The following is a 21387-nucleotide window of genomic DNA, read 5'->3' as shown; positions in this document are numbered from 1 at the left end:
TCGTTGTCCCAGAACCGCGCACGCTTCTGGGCGACATGCATCAATCTACACCGCCCCAAGCAGGTGCAGCGCGAACCAGATCCAGGCGACGAGAAGGATGCCCGCGCCGAGGAAGAAGGCGCGGCTGCGGTGCAGCAGATAGTTTCTGGTGAGATGCACCCAGGCGTGCACATAGCGCGTGACGACGAAGAGCCACATCAGCGTCAGCGTCAGGTAATTCACGCCATTGGTAACGAACAGCGCCAGGCATAGCACGTGAAAGAGGACCGGCAGCTCGAACTGGTTGATGAGGTTGTTGGCGACGGTAACGCTTGAGGCCGGCTCGGTCGAGCGGACCTTGTACTGGCTGATCTTAGCCTCGCCGGACTTCACGGCAAGATAACGCCGCTTCAGCATCACCAGATAGACGATGTAGACCAGCAGCACCTGCGCCAGCATCGGCCAGAAGATGGCGGTCTGGTTCATCTTGCCCCTGCCGTTTAACGTCGCCGCTGCCCGGCAAGCCCCAGGACCGCAACGACCGCGAAGGGGATCGCCAGAAGCGTGAACTTTGTCACGATCAGCGACGAGGCGAAGGCCAGCGAGTCGGGATTGGCCGACTGGAAATCCGACAAAAGCCGCGCCACGGCGAAGTTCTGCGCGTAGTCGGCGATCGTATAGGGCAACACCAGGACCAGTGCCGACAGCGCTTTCAATTGCGCGGGCATGGAGCGGAAAGTGCTCAGCCGCCTGCCGAAGGCCAGGATCAGGCTGAGCAAGGTGAGCGACAGCAGCGCCGGGAAGAGCAGATCAAACGTCAGATAATGCCAAACGATGATGATCTCGCTGCCGCGCCGGCCGAGCGCCGTCAGCCATGCCATGCCCTCATCCGGCGTGAAGCCGGTAACACGCATGTCGAGCGAAGGAAGCCCGCCGCTCAGGTGACGGAAATAAAAGAACTCGAGCGCCGTCATGGCGATGAAGATCGCCGCGGACGCAATCGAGAGCGCCGCCGCGTGACGCGACAGGCGCAACACCGTGACGATCAGGTTGCGCCATAGCCCCAAGCGATCCGGCCGCTCGTCCGCCTGATCAAAGTCCGCCCGGATAGTTCGGGCTTTCGCGGGTGATCGTGACGTCATGGGCGTGGCTTTCACGAAGTCCGGCGTTTGATATGCGCACAAAGGTGGCGCGTTCGCGGAACTCGGCAAGATCGCGCCCACCGACATAACCCATAGCGGCTTTCAGGCCGCCTGCAAGCTGGTGCAGCACGCCAGCCACAGGTCCTTTGTAGGGAACCTGTCCTTCGATGCCCTCAGGAACCAGTTTCAAGGTGTCGCGCACCTCGGCCTGGAAGTAGCGATCGGCCGAGCCACGCGCCATCGCGCCGACCGAACCCATGCCGCGATAAGCCTTGAAGGAGCGCCCCTGGTGCAGATAGACCTCGCCCGGGCTCTCGTCGGTGCCGGCAAGCAGCGAGCCGATCATGGCGGCACTTGCGCCGGCGGCGAGCGCCTTGGCGAGATCGCCCGAATATTTGATGCCGCCATCGGCGATGACGCTCACGCCCGACTTCTCAGCGGTCTCCACCGCCGACATGATCGCCGAGAGCTGCGGCACGCCGACGCCGGCGACGATGCGGGTGGTGCAGATCGAGCCGGGGCCGATACCGACCTTGACGGCGTCGGCGCCGGCATCGATCAGCGCCTGCGTGCCCTCGGCGGTGGCCACGTTGCCGGCCAGGATGCGCACCGAATTGGAGAGCTTCTTCGCCCGCGTCACCGCGTCCAGCACGCGCTGCGAATGGCCGTGCGCGGTGTCGATGACCAGAAGGTCGACGCCGGCATCGATCAGGCGCTCGGCGCGCTCGAAGCCGTCGTCGCCGACGCTGGTGGCGGCCGCGGCGCGCAGCCGCCCCTGAGCGTCCTTGGTGGCGTGCGGGTTGAGCTGCGACTTCTCGATATCCTTGACGGTGATCAGGCCGACGCAATTGCCCTTGCGGTCGACCACCACCAGCTTCTCGATGCGATGCTTGTGCAACAGGCGCTTGGCCTCGTCCTGGTCGACATTCTCTTTCACCGTGATCAGGTTCTCACGGGTCATCAATTCGTAGACCTTCTGCGACGGATCGGAGGCGAAGCGCACGTCGCGGTTGGTGAGGATCCCGACCAGCCGGCCGACCGTATGACCGCCGGTGCCGCCGTTCTCGACCACCGGAATGCCGGAAATGCCATGAGCGCGCATCAGTGCCAGGGCGTCGGCGAGCGTGGCGTCGGGGCCGATGGTAACGGGATTGACCACCATGCCGGATTCGAACTTCTTCACCTGCCTGACCTGCTCGGCCTGCTCGGCCGGCGAGAAATTGCGGTGGATGACGCCGATGCCGCCGGCTTGCGCCATGGCGATCGCCAGCCTCGCTTCGGTGACCGTGTCCATTGCGGCCGAGAGGATCGGCACGTTGAGGTCGATGTCGGTGGCGATGCGGGTGCGGATATCGGTCTCGCCGGGCATGACCTCGGAATGGCCGGGCTGCAACAGCACGTCGTCGAAGGTCAGCGCCAATGCGCCGGTGGACGTCTCGATGATTTTTGCCATGGCCAGTCCTTTTTGAATGCGGAAAAGGCGCTGGGCCGAAATGGCCAGCGCCGACTCTCATCTTCCCTTTCAGGATTGGCGCTGGCTGGTAACACGTCCCGCAGGCGATGAAAAGCCGATCGTTGCGAGACGCTTCAGGTTCCTATTCCGCACCCAGGAGAGCATCCAGCAGAGCGTGCCGCGGCGATGCAAAAGGATTGACGACGGTTACACCGCCCCAGGTAAAGCCGTCCTGCAGATCTTCCGACAGGAGTAGCCGGCAACCCGTTTGCGAAGCAGTCGAAAGAATGACAGCATCCCAGATGCCGAAACGATGGTCTGCCGCAAGATCGACAGCCTTCATCATCACTTCCGGCGTCGTTCCGGCAACCGCGAAGGCGTCGCTCCAGCTAAGCAGCTTATCCCGAGCTTCCTGGGAATGTCTTCCGGCCTTGCGGACGAGAACATTGAACAGTTCGCCCAGCGCCTGGACCGGAATGACTGCGGCCTCTCGTGGCACGTTGCGTAGCAGTTCGATAACGACGTCGCGCTTCTCCGCGTTGTTAACGCCCTCAGCATAGGCCAGGACGTTGGGGTCGATGGCGACCTTCACCGACCGTCCTCATAAAGTTCATCGCGGGTCCAGTGTCCGGCATTGAGGATCGGCTGCCGTTCGAGGCGCGACAGCAATGCTGCGTGCGAGCGGGAGGCCACGCCCTCGTGCTTCTGCGCAGGCACGATCCGCGCCACCGGCCGCCCATGGATGGTCACGACGTAGCTGTGGCCCTCGCGTACATCACGCAGGATGTGGGAGAACCTGCGATTGGCATCGGCTGCCGAAACGGTTTCGTCCATGGCTGCATAACCTGTAGTTATTTTCACTACAATAACGACAGAGGCTCTGTTTATCAAGCGGCGCGCGCGATGATTCCCAGCGAGGGTTGCGGTCGCACAAAAGTGACAGCAAATTAATGCGACATCCGGGCCAATTGGTGGTACCGCCCCGGCGTGCCGGCTCGCCCCCAAAGCCAGGCCCGGAATCGCGAAGTCAAATCAGGGCGTCCCCTTGAACCGCATCATCCCGCTCATCCTGGCGGTCGCACTTTTCATGGAGAACATGGATTCGACCGTGATCGCGACCTCGCTGCCGGCAATCGCCATCGACATCCACACCAGCCCGATCGCGCTGAAGCTGGCGCTGACGGCCTATCTCGTGTCGCTGGCAATCTTCATTCCGATTAGCGGCTGGATGGCGGACCGGTTCGGGGCCAAGAACGTGTTTCGCGCCGCGATCGCCGTCTTCATTGCCGGCTCGGTCGCCTGCGCCTTCTCCAATTCGCTGCCGGCCTTCGTGGTGTCGCGTTTCCTGCAAGGCATGGGCGGCGCCATGATGACGCCGGTCGGGCGCCTGGTGCTGGTGCGTGCGACGCCGAAGAGCGAGCTCGTCGCGGCGATGTCATGGCTGACGGTGCCGGCGCTGGTCGGGCCGTTGGTCGGCCCGCCGATCGGCGGCTTCATCACCACCTATTTCACTTGGCACTGGATCTTTTTGATCAACGTGCCAATCGGGTTTTTGGGCATCTGGCTTGCCACCCGCTATTTGCCAGAAACCGACCGCGCCAAAACGCCGCCGCTCGACTTCCCGGGCTTCGTGCTCAGCGGCCTCGCGGCGTCCGGCATCGTCTTCGGCCTCTCGGTGGTCAGCCTCCCCGCTTTGCCGCCGATCGCCGGCTTCATTACCGTTGCCGTCGGCTTGGTTTCGGGCGTGCTTTATCTGCTGCATGCTCGGCGCGCCAGGAACCCGCTCTTGGCGCTGGAGCTCTTCCGCAACCAGGTGTTCCGCTCCTCCGTGCTCGGCGGCTCGCTGTTCCGCATCGGCATCGGCGCGGTGCCGTTCCTGCTGCCGCTGATGTTCCAGATCGGCTTCGGGCTGACGCCGTTCCAGTCCGGTATGATCACCTTCGTCTCCGCGGTCGGCGCCATCGGCATGAAGTTCGTCACCGCGCTGCTCTTCAGGCTCGCCGGGTTCCGGCGGGTGCTGATCTGGGGATCGCTGATCGCCGCCGGCTCGATTGCCATCTACGGCCTTTTCACCCCCGCAACCCCCTATGCGCTGATGCTCGCGATCCTTTTGGTCGGCGGCTTCATCCGCTCGATGTTCTTCACTGGCGTCAACGCGCTGTCCTACGCCGAAGTATCGACCGCCGACACCAGCAAGGCGACGCCGATCGTTGCCGTGTTCCAGCAGCTGTCGATCGCGCTCGGCGTGGCGCTGGCCGGCGGCATCCTCGAAGTGTCAACCTCGATCCATGGCGGCCCGCTGACGCTTGGCGATTTCCACATCGCCTTCTTCATCGTCGCGGCGGTTTCGGCGGCGGCATCGCTGACCTTCATGCGGCTGGCGCCGGACGCCGGCAATGCGGTGTCGGGACACGGCAAATTGACGACGCCGAAGACGCTGGAGGCGGTGGGGACAGCGGGGAAATGAGCGCCACCTTCCCTTCTCCCCTGACAAGGGGGAAGGTTAGGCGCTACCCCTTGAACTCCTTCGCCAGCAGGTAAAGCTCCACCGACTCGTCGCGCGAGGCCGGCGGCTTCACATGATGAACCGAGCGGAAATTCTGCTTGAGCCGCGAGAGCAGCTCGTTCTCGGCCCCGCCCTGAAAGGTCTTGGCGAGGAAATGGCCGCCGGGCTTCAAAACCTGCAGCGCGAAATCCGCCGCCACTTCGCACAAATGCATGGTGCGCAGATGATCGGTCCGGCGGTGCCCGGTGGTGGGGGCCGCCATGTCCGACAGCACGACATCGGGCTGACCGCCGAGCGCCTCTGACAGCTTTTGCGGCGCATCATGATCGAGGAAATCCATCTGCAGGATGACAGCGCCCGGCACCGCGTCCATCTCAAGATAGTCGATGCCGACGACGTGCGGATTTTCCGCGCTCGATTTGGTGCGGGCCGCCGCCACCTGGCACCAGCCGCCGGGCGCGGCGCCGAGGTCGATCACCTTCATGCCGGGTTTCAGAAGATGATGCTTGTCGTCGATCTCGGTGAGCTTGTAGGCGGCGCGCGAACGGTAACCATCGGCCTTGGAGCGCTGCACATAGGGGTCGTTCATGTGCCGCTCGAGCCAGCGGCGCGAGGATTCCTTCAGGCCGCTCTTCTTCTTGATCCGGGTCTTCAGCACGCGCATGCCGGCCGAGCCCGGCTTCTCTGGCTTCCTGCTCATTATCGGCCACGCCCGTCATGACGCCAGACGCCGTCATCGGCCATCAGTTCGCTCAATATGCCTTCGCGCAGGCCGCGGTCGGCGACCCGCAGCCGCTCCGACGGCCACACGCCGCGGATCGCTTCCAGGATGGCGCAGCCGGCCAGCACCAGGTCGGCGCGGTCGGCGCCAATGCAGGGATTGGCGACGCGCTGCTGGAAATCCCAGCCGATCAGTTTTTCCACCATGCGGTCGACGCTCTGACGGTCCATCCACAGCCCGTCGACGCGGCGGCGATCGTAGCGCTCGAGGTCGAGATGGACGCCGGCCAGCGTCGTCACCGTGCCGGAGGTGCCGAGCAGATGGAAATTGGGGCTGGCGAGCACATGCGCGAGCCGGTCGCGCCCGTCGAAGGCCTTGAGCCGCACCGCAACGTCATCGACCATGGCGGCGAAGGTCTCGCGCGTCACCGTGCGGCCGCCGAAACGTTCGGCGAGCGAGACGACACCCACGGGCAGCGACGTCCAGGATACGATGTGGTTGGCAAGCTGCGGCGAGCGCTGACCGCGCGTGAGGTCGATCAACGCGATCTCGGACGAGCCGCCGCCGATGTCGAACAGCACCACGCCGCGCGTTTCGCGCTCGACCAGCGAGCCGCAGCCGGAGACGGCCAGCCGGGCCTCGGTCTGGCGATCGATGATCTCCAGCTTCAGACCGGCCTCGCGCTCGACCCGTTCGAGGAACTCGACGCCGTTTTCGGCCGAGCGGCAGGCCTCGGTGGCGATTAGCCTCGCCTTCCTGATCTTGCGGTTGCGCAGCTTGTCTCCGCAGACCTTCAACGCCTCGACGGCACGGTCCATGGCCGCCTGGCCGAGCCGGCCGCTGGCCGAAAGCCCCTCGCCCAGCCTGACAATGCGCGAGAACGCATCGATGACGCGGAACTGGCCGTGGCGGGCGGGCACCGCGACCAGCAGCCGGCAATTGTTGGTGCCGAGGTCGAGCGCTGCGAATACCGGCAGTTCCTGATGCGGGCGCGCGCCATTCGGAAGCGACGGTCGCGGCTGGGGGACGATCGGCGCGGGTTCAGGCGCGAGGCTGGCGGGAGCGGCGACGGACCCCGGCGAGGGTATTCCGCCGTTCTCATCACGTGCGAAAACCTTGCGGCCTCGCCTGCGCTTGCGGCGCTTGCGCGTTTTGCCTTTCTGGTTCTCGCCTTGATTGTCGGCATGTCTTGCGTGAGCGCCCGCATGGCGGCTGAAACGCCCCGCGGGCGGGCCCGCCGGTACCGCCGGCGATGCCCCGGACACGCCCACTGCCGACGCGCCCGCGCCGGTATCGTGGTCTTCCACTTCAATTCCTTTCGGCGCCGCGCGAACCAGCAAGGACGCAGCAGGCACCTCGATTTGTTTCAAGTTGAGAACAGACTAGCAGCGCGCTTTGCAATCACCAAGAGCGCATGCCCCGATTTTTGGCGCCGTCACGCAGGGGGCACCTCATGCCGGTTGAATAGCCGGCTTCAATCAGGCATGTCTCAATGAGACTTGGAACGGGTTTGGGCGACATCATAGCAATGAGCTTAATCGCATGACGACGACGCCATGAACTGGACGCGCTATTTCTGGCCGGTCATCGGCATAGCGGCCGTGGTGTTCTCGCTCTGGCTGCTCATCCATGAGTTGCGCGGCATCTCACTCGACGATGTTTGGGCCGGTATCGTCGCCATCCCCCCGCGCGCCTGGGTGCTGGCGGCGCTGAGCTCGGTCGTCGCCTATGCATCCCTCGCCGGCTACGACCACATTGCGCTGCTCCATATCGGCAAGAAAGTTTCGTGGCTGTTCGTCACGCTCTGCTCCTTCACCACCTATGCGCTGTCGCACAATATCGGCGGCTCGGTGCTGTCGGGCGCAGTGATCCGCTACCGCGCCTATGGCACCAGAGGGCTGACCGGTCAGGATGTCGGCGTTCTGGTGGCGATCTGCTGGATCACCTTCGTGCTCTCCAGCCTGCTTGTCGGGGGCCTCGTGCTGGTGCTGGAGCCGCAGATCGTGGACCGTTTCACCACGACCCCGCACCACGAGCTGGCAACAGCCGCCGGCCTCGCCATGCTGATCCTGGTTGCGGTCTATGTGTTCTGCAGCTGGCTGCATCTGAGGCCGCTCAAGGTCGGCAGCTTCCAGCTGCATTACCCGGCACTGCCGATCGTGGCGCGGCAATTGCTGATCGGCCCGGTCGAGCTGCTCGCGGCGGCGGCCATCATCTACTTTGCCTTGCCGGCGGCCGGCAATCCCGGCTATTTCGTCGTGCTCGGCGTCTTCATGATATCCTTTTCGGTCGGGTTGCTGTCGCATGCGCCGGGCGCCCTCGGCGTCTTCGAGGTGGTCTTCCTGGCCGGACTGTCGCACATGGATCCGGTCGGCGTGCTCGCCGCACTCCTGGTGTTCCGCCTGTTCTACCTGATCATCCCGCTGCTGATCGGGCTCGGCGTGGTGCTGTTCTTCGAGCATTCGCAATACAGCCGCGGCGAAGGCTGAGCGTCCCCATGCGGCCCGCGATCGAATGAGAAAAAGGCTGCGGTTGAACTGCGGCGCGGGGTTGACTATTTTCGGATGGCGGCTACAAGGCAGCGCTCGCGGCGCTTGAGCCGCCCGCTTCGCGCGGCACCAACCGCGCCTGCTGGGGAATAGGTTAACGGTAGACCAGCGGACTCTGACTCCGTTAGTCCTGGTTCGAATCCAGGTTCCCCAGCCAACGAAATATCCAAGCAGAACTATGCCTTAATGAAAACATGGTCTCCGGACCGTGTTACATCTCATTTGCAGCACTCCTTGTTTTTCCGTGCATTGCAAAACATTCCCGCTCACTCCATGGAACACGGAATGGCCGTGATGTTCTCGGCACGTTCTTGAATTAGCAGGCACTAACGGGTCTGTGAATCTTGTCACATACGCTCGTGGCGCATCGGCCTAGCTTGTGCAGCGGTGAAGGGAGTGCCCTGATGTTTATGAACCTTCCTATGCTTATGAACCTTCCTCTTGTCGTAGCTGGTCCCGTTGTCGATTGGTTTGGTCGCCGAGCCGATCAGAGGGCGCTATTGAAGGCAACTGACGATCTGAGCGACTCACCGGACGACATGCTCAGCGACATGGGGATTTCCCGCGACGACATCGAGACCGCGCGCTGGCGGTCCAGCCGGAGAGTGGGCTGACAGAAGGCCCGGAAAGCCGGATGCTAACCCTGCTCTGGTGCAAATCGCCATAGCTCCCATGCGAAGCGCCCGCTGCGTTGCCGCAGCGAGCGCTCCAGTGGTCCCCGCATCCCTCGCAGCCAAGACGGTACGCCTCGGTAAGACGGATCATAAGCGCGCCCTAGTTGAAGCGCTGCATATTCAGGTTGCGTGACATTTCTGCCACTAGAGACAGGAAGGGTGGGAACCGGCATTTAACCACTTCGGCTTTGGCTCGGTGCCCTCGAATTCAACGCCTACGCGATCACTCTTGCGCCATCGAACAACTGTAGGCGATCCCATCAACTGGTACGTAAAGCAGGCATTTATGGTCTGGCCCGAGCCGTTTCACCAGTGCGGCAACGTCCAGCACCGCCGACCGCGGGCAAGTGAGGCAATAGACAGAAAGGCCCGTCCCGGCGTCCAGCTTTTTTGCCGAGCGTGACTTCCGTGAAGGGAAATTTCATTGCCATGGCGATCCTCGCAAATTGGGGCCGCCGCACCGGTGAGGTTTATTCCTGATCGCCAGGGCGATTGCCAAAGAGGTTACGCGATCACACCATGTCCTTTTGAGGTAGAAATTAGCTATCTTGCATATGCGGCGGACCACTAGTCGCTGGGCCGGCGCCGGGCTCTCAGGCAATTCTCCCCCACGAGAAAAGGCGCCGGTCACCTTAGCCCGCCGCTGGGTGTGGGGGCACACCGAGCGGCGGGTTATCGGATTCCGATGACGCTTCGCTAAGAACTGGTGTCTTCGCACCAGAGGATGGGGGATTCACAGCGAATCCGTTTCGATCTAGAATCTTGGCATGGAAGACGCGCTCGATGATCTTGCTCGCATCCTGACAGCCCCGCAAACCAGTCTGCGGACGCGCTACGGCGCCTTTGCCATGCGGATGGCAGAAAGTCTCGCCACTGGGCTCGCAATTGGCGTGGGCATCGCCCTGGTGCTTGCGGTCGCCGGCTAGGCATGGCTGCTAGAGCCAAGCACAAGAAACCTCCCGGCCCTGGCCCTTCGGGAAAATACGAAGGCGCGAACCACGCCGACTTGTGGCGCAAGCGGATGACCGAACGCCACCGTTGGCGCCTGACGCCCAATGCGGTGGTTTGGACGCTTGTCGTGATCGCGATGACAGTCTCGATCTCTCTGATCGCGATCAAGGCTCGTTAGCGGCGGCAATCGGCAGGACCGCCCCGACCTGGTCGCATGTAGGCGTCCAGTCTCAACATTGGCCCCGGCCAGCCGGGTTCGGGAATAGTCTTTCGCCACTTCGCCTAGGGGACCTTGGGTGTGGCTTCCTTGGCCTGTGACAGCTTGACGATATGGACTTCGTCGCCCTCCGCCAGACCGTCAGGCGGAGTGGCGATGACATGGTCGTCGGCAGCGACGCCCGAGGCCAGTTCGATCTCGTTGCCCAGGTCGCGGGCGATCGTCACCGTCTTGAAGGCGACGCGATTGTCTTGCGCGACGGTGGCGACGCGCAGGCCTCTCTCGTCGAAGATGAGCGCGCTGACGGGAATGCGGAATGTGCCGGCCACCCCGGAAAGATCCACCTTCACATTGGCATAGGCTCCGGGCATCAGCTCTCCCTTGGCGTTGTCGACGGAAAGCTGCATTTGCGTCGTGCCGGACGTGATGTCGACCGCCCGAGCCGAGGCGACCACGGTAGCCGGGAAGCTGCGGCCCGGATATTCCGGCACCGAGACGGTGGCCTGCGAACCCAACTTCACATCCGGTGCGTAGTTCTGCGGCACGTTGATATAGACGCGCAGCGTATGTACGTCCGAGACCACGAACATCGCCTGCCCGGCGCTCGATCCGGCCGATATAAGCGAACCGACATCGGTGTTGCGCGCAGTGATGAGGCCGTCGAACGGCGCGGCGACGGTCTTGTAGGCGGACAGCACCTCAAGGCGCTCGACATTGGCCTCGCCGGAATTCACCGCGGCCTGCTTGCTGGCTAGATCTGCCACGCGCTGGTCGATTTCCTGCTGCGCGACGGTCCGGGATTCGAGCAGCGAACGCTCGCGCTTGAGGGTGATGTCGGCCAGGACCTCGGCCGATTTAGCGTTGGCGAGGTCGGCCTTGGCCTGCAGCAATTGCTGGTCCTGATCGGGGGCCTCGATCTCGGCCAGGGTCTGCCCCGCCTTGACGCTCGCGCCGATATCGACCTTCCAGTCCTTCACATAACCGCTGACGCGGGCATAGATTGGTGCACTGTCGTTGGCCTGGAGCCGTCCGGGCAGATTTAGGCTGACGACGCCAGGCTTGGCGTTGAGCGTCACCAGGGCAACGCTTGGTATCGCTTGCGCCTCCGTCCATTGCCGCAGCTCGACCGCGCTCCTTTGGCGAGCGCTGACGCCGGTGTAGACCAGGGTCGCGGCACCGGCGATGGCGACGACGCCGAAGATGCCGAGCCCCACCGGTGAGCGGCCAGGCTTGCGTTGCGAGGACGTCACCTCGGTTGCCCCAGCCCCGTCGAGCGACTTGGTGTCAGCTATCTTCGAGGTTTCATGCCCGTTGTTGGCGTCGTGCCCCGGCATGGGAGCGATTTCGGGGGTCGTGTCGAGGTTCGGCTCCGTAGCGTGCTCAAGCATGATGCAAGGTCTCCGAAGGCGCTGCGGCCGGCTTGGCCTCACGCTTGTGGACGAGGCTGAAGACAACGGGCACGAAGAGCAGCGTTGCCATGGTTGCGAAGATCAGGCCGCCGACCACGGCGCGCCCGAGCGGGGCGTTCTGCTCGCCGCCCTCACCGAGGCCGAGAGCCATCGGCGCCATGCCGATGATCATGGCGAGTGCGGTCATGCAGACTGGCCGGAAGCGGACGAAGCCGGCTTCGAGGGCGGCGGCAATCGGGTCGCCCAGTTCCGCCAGGCGTTCGCGGGCAAAGCTGATCACGAGCACGGAGTTGGCGGTCGCCACGCCCATGCACATGATCGCACCCGTGAGGGCAGGCACCGACATCGGCGTCTGCGTGACGAACAGCATCCAGACGATGCCGGCAAGGCCGGCCGGCAGCGCCGAGACGATGACGAAGGGGTCCGACCAGGACTGGAAGTTCACGACGATGAGCAGATAGATCAGCACGATGGCGCCGAGCAGGCCGAATAGCAGGCCGGCGAAGGCGCTGTTCATGGTCTGCACCTGACCGAGCAAGGAAACGGAGCTGCCCTTCGGCAAATCGGCGGCGGTGTCAGCAAGGATCTTGTTGATATCGGTGGCGACGGCGCCGAGGTCGCGCCCCTGCGTGGTGGCGTAGATCTGCACCATCGGCACGATGTTGTATTGCGAGACGACTGCGTTGCTGACCGAGCGCTTCACACTGGCGACGCCGCCGAGGATGGGCAGCGTCCCGATGCCGGCCGCCGTGATCGGCGTCGTCTGCAGGGCGCCCAGCGTATCCACCTGATATTGCGGCGTCTGCATCACGATCGGATAGGACACGCCGCTCTTCGGGTCGAGCCAGTAGGTCGGCGACACCTGGCTCGAACCGGCAAGGTCGACGACGAGGCTGTTGGTGACGTCCTTCTCGGTAAGGCCGATGTATTCGGCCTGGGCGCGGTCAACATCGACGTTCAGTGTCGGATTGGCCTGCGATTCCTGGATGCGAGCATCGGCAACGCCGGGAATGTGCCGCAGGCGGTCCAGCACGAGACCGGCATATTCGAAGTTCGCCGACAGATTGTTGCCGCGCACCTGGATATCGACAGGTGCTGGTGCACCGAAATTCAGGATCTGGCTGATAATGTCGGCCGGCAGGAAGGCGAAGGTCACGCCCGGGAACCGGCGCGGCAGCTCTTCGCGCATCTTGCGGACGTATTCATCGGTCGGTCGGTGGTCTCGCGACAGCTTGACCTGGATGTCGCCATCCTGGGAACCGATCACGCCTGTGTTGTTGTAGGCCAGATTGATGCCCGAGACCGGGACGCCGATATTGTCGACCAACGTGTCGAGCTGGTCGGGCGGAATCAGCTGGCGGATTGCCTTTTGGATGTCGGCGAACTGGTTGGCGCTCTCCTCGACGCGGGTGCCGATGCCAAGGCGCACATGCATCAGGATTTGCCCGGTGTCGACAGCGGGGAAGAAATTCCGTCCCAGATAGGGCATCAGCAGGAAGGACCCCATGACGCAGGCCAAGAACCCGGCAACGAACACCACGCGATGGCCGAGCACCAGCTCCAGCAGGCCGTGATAGCCGACACGGATGCGTTCGAACGTCGCCTCGAACCCACGCTGGAACAGCACCAGCGGGTTGTAGCTGCGCGGCTTGCCATGCTCCCTATGATCGACATGCGGTTTGAGCAGGTAGTTGCACAGCGTCGGAACGAAGGTGCGCGAGAGGATGAAGGAAGAGATCATCGCGAACATCACTGCCTCGGCCATCGGCACGAAGAGGAAACGTGCAATGCCGTCGAGGAAGAACATCGGCACGAAGACAATGCAGATGCACAGCATTGAGACGAAGGCCGGCGTCACGATCTGCCGGGCACCGTCGAGGATCGCGGTCCGAACTTCCTTGCCGTGTTCGAGATGCCAGTTGATATTCTCGATGGTCACCGTCGCATCGTCGACGAGGATACCGACGGCGAGCGCCAGGCCGCCAAGCGTCATGATGTTGAGCGTCTCGCCGATCATCGATAACGCGATCACCGAACCGAGGATCGCGAGCGGGATCGACGCGGCGATAATGATAGTGGAGCGCCAGCTGCCGAGGAACAGCAGGATCATCATGCTGGTGAGAGCGGCCGCAATTGCGCCTTCGCGCGCCACGCCGGTGATGGCACCGCGGACGAAGAGCGACTGGTCGCCGAGCAGCGACACCTGAAGATTGTCGGGCAAGCTCGCTCGCATCAAGGCGAGTTGATCCTTGATGCCCTGGATGATCGCGAGCGTCGAGACCGAGCCATTCTTGAGAATCTGAAGCAGGACCGAGCGGGTGCCGTTGACATGGACGATGTTGGTTTGGGGTGGATTGCCGTCCCGCACCGTCGCCACGTCCTTCACATAGACAAGCGTCCCGTTCACCGACTTGATCGGCAGATCAGCGAGGTCAGTCAGCGAAGACGGAGCATCGTTGAGCTGCACCGCATATTCGTAGCGACCGATCTTTTCGGTGCCGACCGGTGTGATCAGGTTCTGGGCGGCCAGCGCATTGGCGACGTCCTGCCCCGACAGGCCGCGCGCCTGCAGTGCGTAAGGGTTAAGGTCGATCTGCACCTGGCGGGTCTTGCCGCCGAACGGATAGGGAATGGCGGCGCCCGGCACCGTCGTAAGCGGTGTGCGGATGGTCTGGAGGCCAAGGTCAGCCAGCGCCTGCTCGCTCAGGCCCTGCCCCGAAAGGGCAATCTGCAGGATCGGTACGGTGGAAGCGTTGTAGTTGAGGATCAGGGGCGGCGTTGCACCGGCCGGCATCTGCTTGAGCACGGTCTGTGCCACTGCGGTGACCTGCGCATTGGCTGTGCGGATGTCGACATTCGGCTGGAAGAACACCTTGATGATGCCGAAGCCGTTGTAAGAGGTGGATTCGATATGCTGGATGTCGTTGACGGTGGTGGTCAGCGAACGCTGGAACGGCGTCGTCATGCGGCCCGACATCTGATCGGGCGGCAGGCCCGTATATTGCCAGATCACGCTGATCACCGGGATACGGATATCGGGAAAGATGTCCGTGGGGGTGCGCAGGGCCACGAGCGGGCCGATGATCAGGATCAGCAGCGCCAATACGATGAAGGTGTAGGGCCGGCTGAGGGCAATGCGGACGAGTGCAATCATGAAACAATGCCTGAGGCGAACCAATGACGCGTGTAGGTCGCCTCAACCCTTCAGATTTTCTTACTCACACCATTCGGCAGCCGAACGGCTGCCTAGGCCGGTTCAGCGTAGATGCCACCAGGCGGAAGGGCCTTGAGCTTGGTTGCGTCGTATGTGTCGTCAAACGCAACGTAGAAGGTTCCAGACAGGATCGTCGCGAAGCGGGAATCGAGGTGCGACAGCGGCATGCCGTGTTGCTGCGGCTCAAGCCGCAGCAACACGGCATGCAATCCAGGCTTCGTCGCATTCACATGGAGCACCTTAGCGCTCTGGCCGTTGACCCGGGACATGCCGGGCGTCTCGGACGTGCTCGTGGTGATGGAGAGGTCCCGGGGCGTCGCAACAAAGAGGGGCATTTGAGCGTCCGCTGCCTGGACTGCATCCATTCCCGCTGGCGACAGCAAGGCCGCGGCGAACACCAGGTACCGGAAAGCCGACTTCATCGATCACTCCTTGGTCGAAAGGCAACTCTTGCGGGAGCCGACCAACTCCCTATTCAACTTTCCCTGGGCAAGCAGTGCCTTCTGCCTGCCAGCCCGCAATCGACGTGCTGCAGCGTGGGTCCGATGGCGCGTTCCCGACAGGCATCGATGTCTGCTCCATCGGTCGTCAGGCACGCAGCCCTGCTTCGCTGGTGGCGTTGAGAGCAGAGGCGTTCTGAACGAACCATCGCCCAAAAAGGTTGTACGCGTCCAATTTGGAAAACGCAGAAACACTCATCACCACGGTGAATAATGTGCGGCTTGAGGCTCAACCGGCTGGTCGGTCTTCCAAGCCAATATGCTGCAGAGGAACGCCACTCGCGTGGGCAGGGCGGCGAGCGGCCGATGGATCAGCAGCAGGAAAGGCTCTCTTCCGCTGCCGTCTTTCCCCCAGAGGATGAGCGGACGACTCCTAGCCGTTGAAGGCGGGCAACGGCTGCGAGACGGTGAGACTTGCGGAATATACCGGCCTGCCGGCTTCGTCATGAACGGCAACGGTCACAGTCTCATCCAAGTCGCTTGAGGCGATTTCGTCTGCAGCGATATCGTGAAGCGCCTTCAGCGCTTCTCGTCGCAGGTCGGTGAGGTTGCCGAGGTCGACCCAAGCATCGCCGAGGCTTTGCCCATTGCGGAAGACTTCGAACAGATAGTTCGGCATGCATTATTGTGGGCCGCACGAGGTGCACCCGCATTCAAATTTGAGAGATGGGAAAGCATCTACCCCTCCGAGTGTGAAAATAGCCTTCCCTGGGGTGCGTTCAGGCGGGAAAACCGGCCTTTCTGAAGCCTGATGTGAAAAGCCCGAGGGCGACATGGTCGGCGAACGGGAGATTTGAAATCAGCCGGAGAGTCAGGTCGTGTTTCCTGGTCAGTGCTTCCTCGACTTCAGCGCGGGCCTTCTCCGTCTCGCCTAAATGTGCGTAAGACGCTGCGAGGAAAGCATGGACGAAGAATTGGTCGCCAGCGTTCTGATACGAAGCGACGGCTTCGGAGTACCTTCCAAGCAGGAACAGGGAGCTACCCTTCACCTCCCAGAACCACATCGGTGGTACCGGGTCGCGCAGGAGCGCTGTTTCGAGCACGTTGAGCGCCGTCTCGGCCCGTCCGCCGTAGTTGAGCCAGCTTGCGTAATCCCCCGCTATGTTCACGTCCAGCGGGTTCAACGAGCGCGCTCGCTCGAAATGCACTCCCGCATCGCTGTGTTGGCGCATGTGGGTAAGCACCAGCCCCATACTCTGATGACAGACGCCATCGCTCCTGTCGAGAGCGAGCGCCGTTCGAGCGGCGTCCCAGGCCTTCTGTAGCGTCCGCAGATCGTTGTCGTACCAAAATCTGCCGACGAAGGCCTGCGCCAGGAAGGCGTGACCTTGAGCGAATGCCGAATCGAGCTCGACACACTGCGCGAAGAGGGGCTCGGCCTTGTCCAGTTCATATCGGTAGAAGTGCGCGCGCCCCTGCAGGTAGTAGTCGTATGCGTCCCAATCGGTCGGACGCTTGCGTCTGCTGCGGCTCGCCGAATCGGCCTCCGCTTGGCCTTCGACCATCGAGGCGATAAGAGCCGCAACCTCGTCTTGCAATGCGAAGATGTCGTTGAGGGCCCGGTCGTACCGTTGGGCCCAAAGGTGGGTGCCGGTGGCGGCATCAATCAATTGTGTGGTGATCCGAATGCGATCACCGAGCTTTCGTATGCTGCCTGCGACGAGGTAGCGAACTCCGAGCTTGCGGTGGGCTTCGGCTATGTCCAATGCCGGGTGACGGAACTGAAACGATGAATTGCGTGCGATGACGAGCAGGGAGCGGAACCTGGCCAGCTCCGTAATTATGTCCTCGGTTATGCCGTCGCTGAGATACTGCTGGTCCGGATCGCCGCCCGAGTTGACAAAGGGCAGCACCGCGATCGACGGCTTGCCGGGCGGTGGGATCGCTCCGTAGGACGCGCTCGCCACCGGCTCGACAGTCCCCGTGAAGCGGTACCCGAGGCGAGGCACTGTGGCGATCCACTCACCGCCGTTATCAGCCGGACCGAGTGCCTTTCTCAGCGTCGCGATTTGGACGGTAAGGTTGCCTTCCTCAACGGCGGTGCCCGGCCAGGCAGCGTCCATCAGCTCGGCCTTCGTCAGGATCTCACCGGGCCGTGCGGTAAGCGCAGCAAGCAGCGTCAGCCCACGATGCCCAACAGTGATCGGGATCTGGTCTTTAAAAAGCGTCCCCATGTCAGGATCGAGCACGAACGGACCGAAGGCGATGCGACACCGCTGCATTTGGGCATATTAGACGTTTGGAAGTTGTCGGAACAGGCACCCCCTAAATTCCCGGGCCAAACTCTCCATTCTTCCTAGGTGGTAGTGCTGAAAGACGTCGCGGGTCTCGTCGCCGTCTGGTGTTTGCGTCGGCACTACGCTACTTGCTGCGGTCCAATCCCACCTTAAAAATGCAACGCAGCCCGGAGCGATCGTAGACCAGCTCAACCCCGCCCGTTCTTTCGCTGTCGAACACTCGCTGCAGGAGTTGCGTACCAAAGCCGTGTTTGCCAGGCACGACCGGCGGGCCGCCTTCCTCGCGCCATTCCAGGACCAGAATTCGGCCCCCATCGACGTATTCCAACCGCCACGAGATCGAGACCGATCCGGTAGGATTGGAGAGCGCCCCATATTTGATGGCGTTCGTGGTAAGTTCATGAATGGCCAGCGCGAAGGAAAGCGCCACGTTCGAGGGCAACCAAACCGGCTCGCCTGTGAGATCGAACCGATCGAGAGAGGCATGCGGGTCGATCGAGGCGGCAATGAGCGTGCTGAGATCGGCACCGCTCCAATTCTCCCGGGTGAGGATATCATGCGCTTCTGCCAGCGAAACCAGCCGGGCCGAAAGCGCCTCCTTTGCGAGCGCGAGGCTGGTTGCGCTGCGCATGGTCTGGCTCGCGATTGCCTGAACTACGGCCAGCGTGTTCTTGACCCGGTGATTTAGTTCATTGATCAACAGTTGGCGCTGCTCCTCACTCCGTTTGCGCTCGGAGATGTCCAGGCTGATCTGGACAGCGCCTATTACCGAGCCTGCCGCATCGCGGACGGGCCGCGCGCTGGAAAGCAGGTACCGTTGCACCCCGGATGGCAGCGTATAGGAGAATTCCTCACTGTCAGTTTCCTCGCCGCGCATGGCTCTGCTCAGCGGACGGTCTTCCCGGCTGATGGTCTGGCCGTCTTTGTACGCCAGCGTATCGATCACCAGGTCGGGCGTCCCAAAGGATCTCCGGGACTCCGTCGACAGGCCCATCAGTTCCGCCGCGAACCGGTTGCGGATCACCTGTCGCGCTTGCGGATCATAGGTGAACCAGACCGCCACCGGCGCCGTATCCAGAACGGTTTCCAACTCGCGCGTGCGTTCCGCGATTGCACGGCCGGCTTTGATCATAGCTTGGGCAATCGTGTCGAACTCGGCGACAGACGTCGACATAGGTTTGACCTCGCTCCCTTTGCCGAGCGCATCGGCGCGCGCGGCGAGGTCGACTGTGGCCTTGGTGAAGGTTTTACCGACCACGTAGCCCAGAGTGAGCGAAATAAGCAGCGCTGTTAAGCCTGTTGCACCAATCTGTGCGAGAGACCACCAGAGAGGTGCCTGAACATCAGAGAGCGGAACATTGGCGGTGTAGAACCAGTCCGAATAGGGCGATCGGTAGTACCCGGCCAGCAGCGTGGTGCCTTCGAAATTGCGAGATCGGAACGTACCGGAGCGACCGACGACCTTTGCTAAATATTCCGGCAAACCGGGCTTGCCGGTCACCTCACCATGCAACTTGGACCTTGCAACGTAGTTGCCCTCACGATCACCGACAGCGACCGTCCACCCTGCTGGTACCGCGGGCAGCATAGCAAGGCGAATGCGTTCCGTCGGGACCGACATCGAAAGCAGCAACGCCTGGCCTTTCGAGCCCGACACTTGTCTGGTGACCGCGATCCGGTATGCGTTCGATCCCGGCGCGGCGAACACGTTGCTGACCAGCACGCCAGCAAGATCCAGGTGCTCGCGCTCCTCGGGCGTCAGCGGTTCGGCCGAAGGCTCGGAGCCCTTGGCGGATTCAGTGCTTGCCAAGGCGCGGCCACCGAGATCACGCAGCGTGATTACCTGATCCGTACCCTGGACGAGGCGGCTCGCCTCGTTGCTAAAAGCCTGCAGATCATCATCGGCGAGAGCAGGCGCCTTGGAAAGCCCTTCCAGAAGGGTCTTGAGATTGACGATTTCGCCATCAACGACCAGCGACACCTGACGAGCAATCCAAAGCGCCTCCTGCTCGATACGAGACTGCTCATGCAGGGCGTAGGCAACGAACAGATAGGCAGCAAACAGCCAGACCGGCAACACGGCCGCTGCGATTAGTCCAAGCAGATGGGCTCGTACCGATCGACGAGGCAAATCTGTTTCCCTGTCTTCCCCAATACTGCAAGCTTAGCCGCAAGCTGGCGAACGACAAGCTTGGATTAACACGGCTGAACATGGCCAAGTTCGAAGGCCGATCGGCGCCAGACAATGCGGCTAAGCGAAACTCACTGAGTTGCAAAGAGTCCCGCCCGAGGGGTGGACAGAGGAGCCACGCGGGAACCAGAGCTTGGTTTTGCCGTCATTTCCGGCTCGGCGGGCCAGCGTATCCCGTCGCCTTTCATTCGAGGAACGAAAAGGTGGCGGACAACGATCTCGCTGAGGGGGCCAGCTTCGATACGCAAGGAGACAGGCACCGAACGGGTGTCCACGGGCAGCGAAGGTCTCGACGATACCGGAATGACGTGATTGCGATTCCCGAGCCCATGATCGGGCTGGAGCTGGAAGCAAGCGCTTAAAGAAATCTTGAGCGAGTCGGCCGTCAAACCTTCCAAGGACAAACTTCACTAGCCAAAGAGGCTCTCTCGCTCCTCGGGAGTCCTACTGCAGAAAGCGGATCGCTTCAGCCCGCCTTCTCAAGAAAGCGCTTCGCCATAGCCAATGTGGACCTTTTGCCCGCGAATGATCCGACGCCGCAGGCGCGCTTGTCGCTTAGAAACCGCGCGCCATAGGCGGGGCAGGCGTGACGTTTCGCGTCGGTTTGCGGTCGAAATCCGGAAGCAGCCACCCTATTTGCGTTGAGCCATGATCAGTCGGACCGATCTTTGAATGAGCGAAGCAGCCAAAAGGCGCGCGTTGCTGCTCCTCAATCCCAAGGCTCGGCGCGGCCAGGAGATGCTCGCGCCAATTGTGGAGCGGCTGGGGCGAGCTCGGCTTTCCGTCACTGTTGAGATGTTCGAGGCGTTGCCTGAAATCGCTCGAGACATCGTTCGCTTACGCCATTTGGCCGATCTTGTGGTCGTGTGCGGTGGTGATGGTTCGGTGTCCTCGGCGGCGACGGCGATCATGGAAAGCGGCCTGCCGATGGGCATCATTCCTATGGGGACGGCGAATGACCTTGCTCGCACGCTCAACATTCCGATGGATCTCCTGCAGGCCGCCGATGTGATCGCGCGAGGCCGAACCCGGCTGATCGATGTCGGGACGGTCAACGGTCATGCCTTTTTCAACGTCGCAAGTATCGGACTCAGCACCGAACTGGCGCAGGGTCTTGACCCCGCACTGAAGAAGCGTTTCGGCAGGCTGGGCTATGCGCTGGCGGCGATGAAAGTGTTGACCCGGGCCGCGCGGTTTCACGCGAAGATTACCGAAAAAGGCGCGGCGATTGAGGTCGAAACCTACCAGATCGCGGTTGGAAACGGTCGGCACTACGGCGGCGGCAACGTGGTGGAAGAAACGGCCGAGATCGATGACGGACATCTCGATCTCTATAGCTTGGAAATGACGAACCTCTGGAAGCTGGCGCTGATGCTCCGCTCTTTTCGTTCTGGAACGCATGGCGCATGGCGTGAGGTGCGCACGGCCAGGTGCGTCGAGTTCGACATCGAGACGCGGAAGGCGATGCCGGTCAACACCGATGGCGAGATCGTCACGTCGACACCGGCCCATTTCAAGGTTCACCCAAAGGCGATCTCGGTCTTCGCGCCGGATCGCGCCCTGTAAGCCCCGCGTCTTACGGTTTGATCAGTTTCCAGAGCCTCGCCTAGCGCTCGATCAGCGGCAGAGCACGAATGTGCTCGC

General features: G+C 62.4%; 17 protein-coding genes and 1 tRNA gene. 5 read left to right on the top strand and 13 right to left on the bottom strand.

All coding sequences use genetic code 11. The features are described from left to right. Window positions 1-45: 45 nt before the first annotated feature. The 5 genes from A9K71_RS21835 to A9K71_RS21815 all read right to left on the bottom strand — a co-directional run bounded on the left by A9K71_RS21835 (window position 46) and on the right by A9K71_RS21815 (window position 3408). Complete coding sequence (locus A9K71_RS21835; protein ID WP_067000646.1) at window positions 46-465, bottom strand: MAPEG family protein; 420 nt, start codon at window positions 463-465, stop codon at window positions 46-48. A 14-nt stretch (window positions 466-479) separates the two neighbouring features. Next, a complete protein-coding gene (locus A9K71_RS21830; protein ID WP_067000996.1) occupies window positions 480-1028 on the bottom strand; it encodes a hypothetical protein in 549 nt (182 codons plus the stop codon). A 43-nt stretch (window positions 1029-1071) separates the two neighbouring features. Further along, entirely contained in the window at window positions 1072-2574 is a 1503-nt protein-coding gene (gene guaB / locus A9K71_RS21825) for an IMP dehydrogenase (protein WP_067000642.1), read from the bottom strand. 142 nt (window positions 2575-2716) lie between these two features. Then, window positions 2717-3166, bottom strand: a complete 450-nt coding sequence (locus A9K71_RS21820; protein ID WP_067000638.1) for a PIN domain-containing protein — start codon at window positions 3164-3166, stop codon at window positions 2717-2719. After that, a complete protein-coding gene (locus A9K71_RS21815; RefSeq protein ID WP_067000635.1) occupies window positions 3163-3408 on the bottom strand; it encodes a type II toxin-antitoxin system prevent-host-death family antitoxin in 246 nt (81 codons plus the stop codon). The genes A9K71_RS21820 and A9K71_RS21815 overlap by 4 nt, the downstream gene beginning before the upstream one ends. A gap of 211 nt (window positions 3409-3619) precedes the next feature. Between A9K71_RS21815 and A9K71_RS21810 the strand changes: the two genes are divergently transcribed. Then, entirely contained in the window at window positions 3620-5041 is a 1422-nt protein-coding gene (locus tag A9K71_RS21810; protein ID WP_067000632.1) for an MFS transporter, read from the top strand. 43 nt (window positions 5042-5084) lie between these two features. On the opposite strand, the gene A9K71_RS21805 is transcribed toward A9K71_RS21810, so the two are convergent. Then, entirely contained in the window at window positions 5085-5780 is a 696-nt protein-coding gene (locus A9K71_RS21805) for an RlmE family RNA methyltransferase (protein WP_067000629.1), read from the bottom strand. Then, window positions 5780-7108 carry a Ppx/GppA phosphatase family protein gene (locus tag A9K71_RS21800; RefSeq protein ID WP_067000993.1) on the bottom strand — a complete coding sequence of 443 codons (1329 nt, stop codon included), beginning with the start codon at window positions 7106-7108 and terminating at the stop codon, window positions 5780-5782. Before A9K71_RS21800 ends, A9K71_RS21805 begins: the two co-directional genes overlap by 1 nt. Window positions 7109-7357: 249 nt before the next feature. On the opposite strand from A9K71_RS21800, the gene A9K71_RS21795 reads away from it, so the two are divergent. From A9K71_RS21795 to A9K71_RS31715, 3 genes are all read left to right on the top strand, one after another. Beyond that, window positions 7358-8290, top strand: a complete 933-nt coding sequence (locus A9K71_RS21795; protein WP_067000626.1) for a YbhN family protein — start codon at window positions 7358-7360, stop codon at window positions 8288-8290. A 143-nt stretch (window positions 8291-8433) separates the two neighbouring features. Further along, window positions 8434-8507, top strand: a tRNA-Gln gene (locus A9K71_RS21790). A 1284-nt stretch (window positions 8508-9791) separates the two neighbouring features. Further along, window positions 9792-9950 (top strand): hypothetical protein, encoded by a 159-nt coding sequence (locus A9K71_RS31715; protein WP_156752737.1) that lies wholly within the window; start codon window positions 9792-9794, stop codon window positions 9948-9950. Window positions 9951-10257: 307 nt separating this feature from the next. Here the strand turns inward: A9K71_RS31715 and A9K71_RS21775 are convergent, their stop codons facing one another. The 6 genes from A9K71_RS21775 to A9K71_RS21750 all read right to left on the bottom strand — a co-directional run bounded on the left by A9K71_RS21775 (window position 10258) and on the right by A9K71_RS21750 (window position 19632). After that, the gene (locus A9K71_RS21775) at window positions 10258-11580 is read right to left on the bottom strand and encodes an efflux RND transporter periplasmic adaptor subunit (RefSeq protein ID WP_245299710.1); all 1323 of its coding nucleotides are present in this window, start codon (window positions 11578-11580) and stop codon (window positions 10258-10260) included. After that, the gene (locus A9K71_RS21770; RefSeq protein ID WP_067000618.1) at window positions 11573-14755 is read right to left on the bottom strand and encodes an efflux RND transporter permease subunit; all 3183 of its coding nucleotides are present in this window, start codon (window positions 14753-14755) and stop codon (window positions 11573-11575) included. Before A9K71_RS21770 ends, A9K71_RS21775 begins: the two co-directional genes overlap by 8 nt. A 92-nt stretch (window positions 14756-14847) precedes the next feature. Further along, window positions 14848-15237: a hypothetical protein gene (locus A9K71_RS21765; RefSeq protein WP_067000615.1), complete on the bottom strand. Its 390-nt coding sequence runs from the start codon at window positions 15235-15237 to the stop codon at window positions 14848-14850. Between the two features lie 451 nt (window positions 15238-15688). Continuing rightward, the gene (locus tag A9K71_RS21760) at window positions 15689-15934 is read right to left on the bottom strand and encodes a hypothetical protein (protein ID WP_067000612.1); all 246 of its coding nucleotides are present in this window, start codon (window positions 15932-15934) and stop codon (window positions 15689-15691) included. A 100-nt stretch (window positions 15935-16034) separates the two neighbouring features. Next, window positions 16035-17489 (bottom strand): winged helix-turn-helix domain-containing protein, encoded by a 1455-nt coding sequence (locus A9K71_RS21755; RefSeq protein WP_245299708.1) that lies wholly within the window; start codon window positions 17487-17489, stop codon window positions 16035-16037. Window positions 17490-17676: 187 nt separating this feature from the next. Then, window positions 17677-19632, bottom strand: a complete 1956-nt coding sequence (locus tag A9K71_RS21750) for an HWE histidine kinase domain-containing protein (RefSeq protein ID WP_245299706.1) — start codon at window positions 19630-19632, stop codon at window positions 17677-17679. Between the two features lie 783 nt (window positions 19633-20415). On the opposite strand from A9K71_RS21750, the gene A9K71_RS21745 reads away from it, so the two are divergent. Continuing rightward, window positions 20416-21309 carry a lipid kinase gene (locus A9K71_RS21745; protein WP_067000602.1) on the top strand — a complete coding sequence of 298 codons (894 nt, stop codon included), beginning with the start codon at window positions 20416-20418 and terminating at the stop codon, window positions 21307-21309. Window positions 21310-21387 lie beyond the last annotated feature (78 nt).

Source organism: Mesorhizobium sp. WSM3873 (assembly GCF_001672445.1).
In the GTDB taxonomy this organism is placed as follows: domain Bacteria; phylum Pseudomonadota; class Alphaproteobacteria; order Rhizobiales; family Rhizobiaceae; genus Mesorhizobium.
The sequence above is the reverse complement of the archived record's forward strand: the minus strand, read 5'-3'. Positions and strand labels throughout refer to the sequence as shown.

Bases quoted from the DNA above. Each gene is read 5' to 3' on its own strand.
- A9K71_RS21835 (WP_067000646.1), bottom strand. From the start codon at position 465: ATGAACCAGACCGCCATCTTCTGGCCGATGCTGGCGCAGGTGCTGCTG.
- guaB (WP_067000642.1), bottom strand. From the start codon at position 2,574: ATGGCAAAAATCATCGAGACGTCCACCGGCGCATTGGCGCTGACCTTC.
- A9K71_RS21815 (WP_067000635.1), bottom strand. From the start codon at position 3,408: ATGGACGAAACCGTTTCGGCAGCCGATGCCAATCGCAGGTTCTCCCAC.
- A9K71_RS21805 (WP_067000629.1), bottom strand. From the start codon at position 5,780: ATGAGCAGGAAGCCAGAGAAGCCGGGCTCGGCCGGCATGCGCGTGCTG.
- A9K71_RS21795 (WP_067000626.1), top strand. From the start codon at position 7,358: ATGAACTGGACGCGCTATTTCTGGCCGGTCATCGGCATAGCGGCCGTG.
- A9K71_RS31715 (WP_156752737.1), top strand. From the start codon at position 9,792: ATGGAAGACGCGCTCGATGATCTTGCTCGCATCCTGACAGCCCCGCAA.
- A9K71_RS21775 (WP_245299710.1), bottom strand. From the start codon at position 11,580: ATGCTTGAGCACGCTACGGAGCCGAACCTCGACACGACCCCCGAAATC.
- A9K71_RS21770 (WP_067000618.1), bottom strand. From the start codon at position 14,755: ATGATTGCACTCGTCCGCATTGCCCTCAGCCGGCCCTACACCTTCATC.
- A9K71_RS21765 (WP_067000615.1), bottom strand. From the start codon at position 15,237: ATGAAGTCGGCTTTCCGGTACCTGGTGTTCGCCGCGGCCTTGCTGTCG.
- A9K71_RS21760 (WP_067000612.1), bottom strand. From the start codon at position 15,934: ATGCCGAACTATCTGTTCGAAGTCTTCCGCAATGGGCAAAGCCTCGGC.
- A9K71_RS21755 (WP_245299708.1), bottom strand. From the start codon at position 17,489: ATGGGGACGCTTTTTAAAGACCAGATCCCGATCACTGTTGGGCATCGT.
- A9K71_RS21745 (WP_067000602.1), top strand. From the start codon at position 20,416: ATGAGCGAAGCAGCCAAAAGGCGCGCGTTGCTGCTCCTCAATCCCAAG.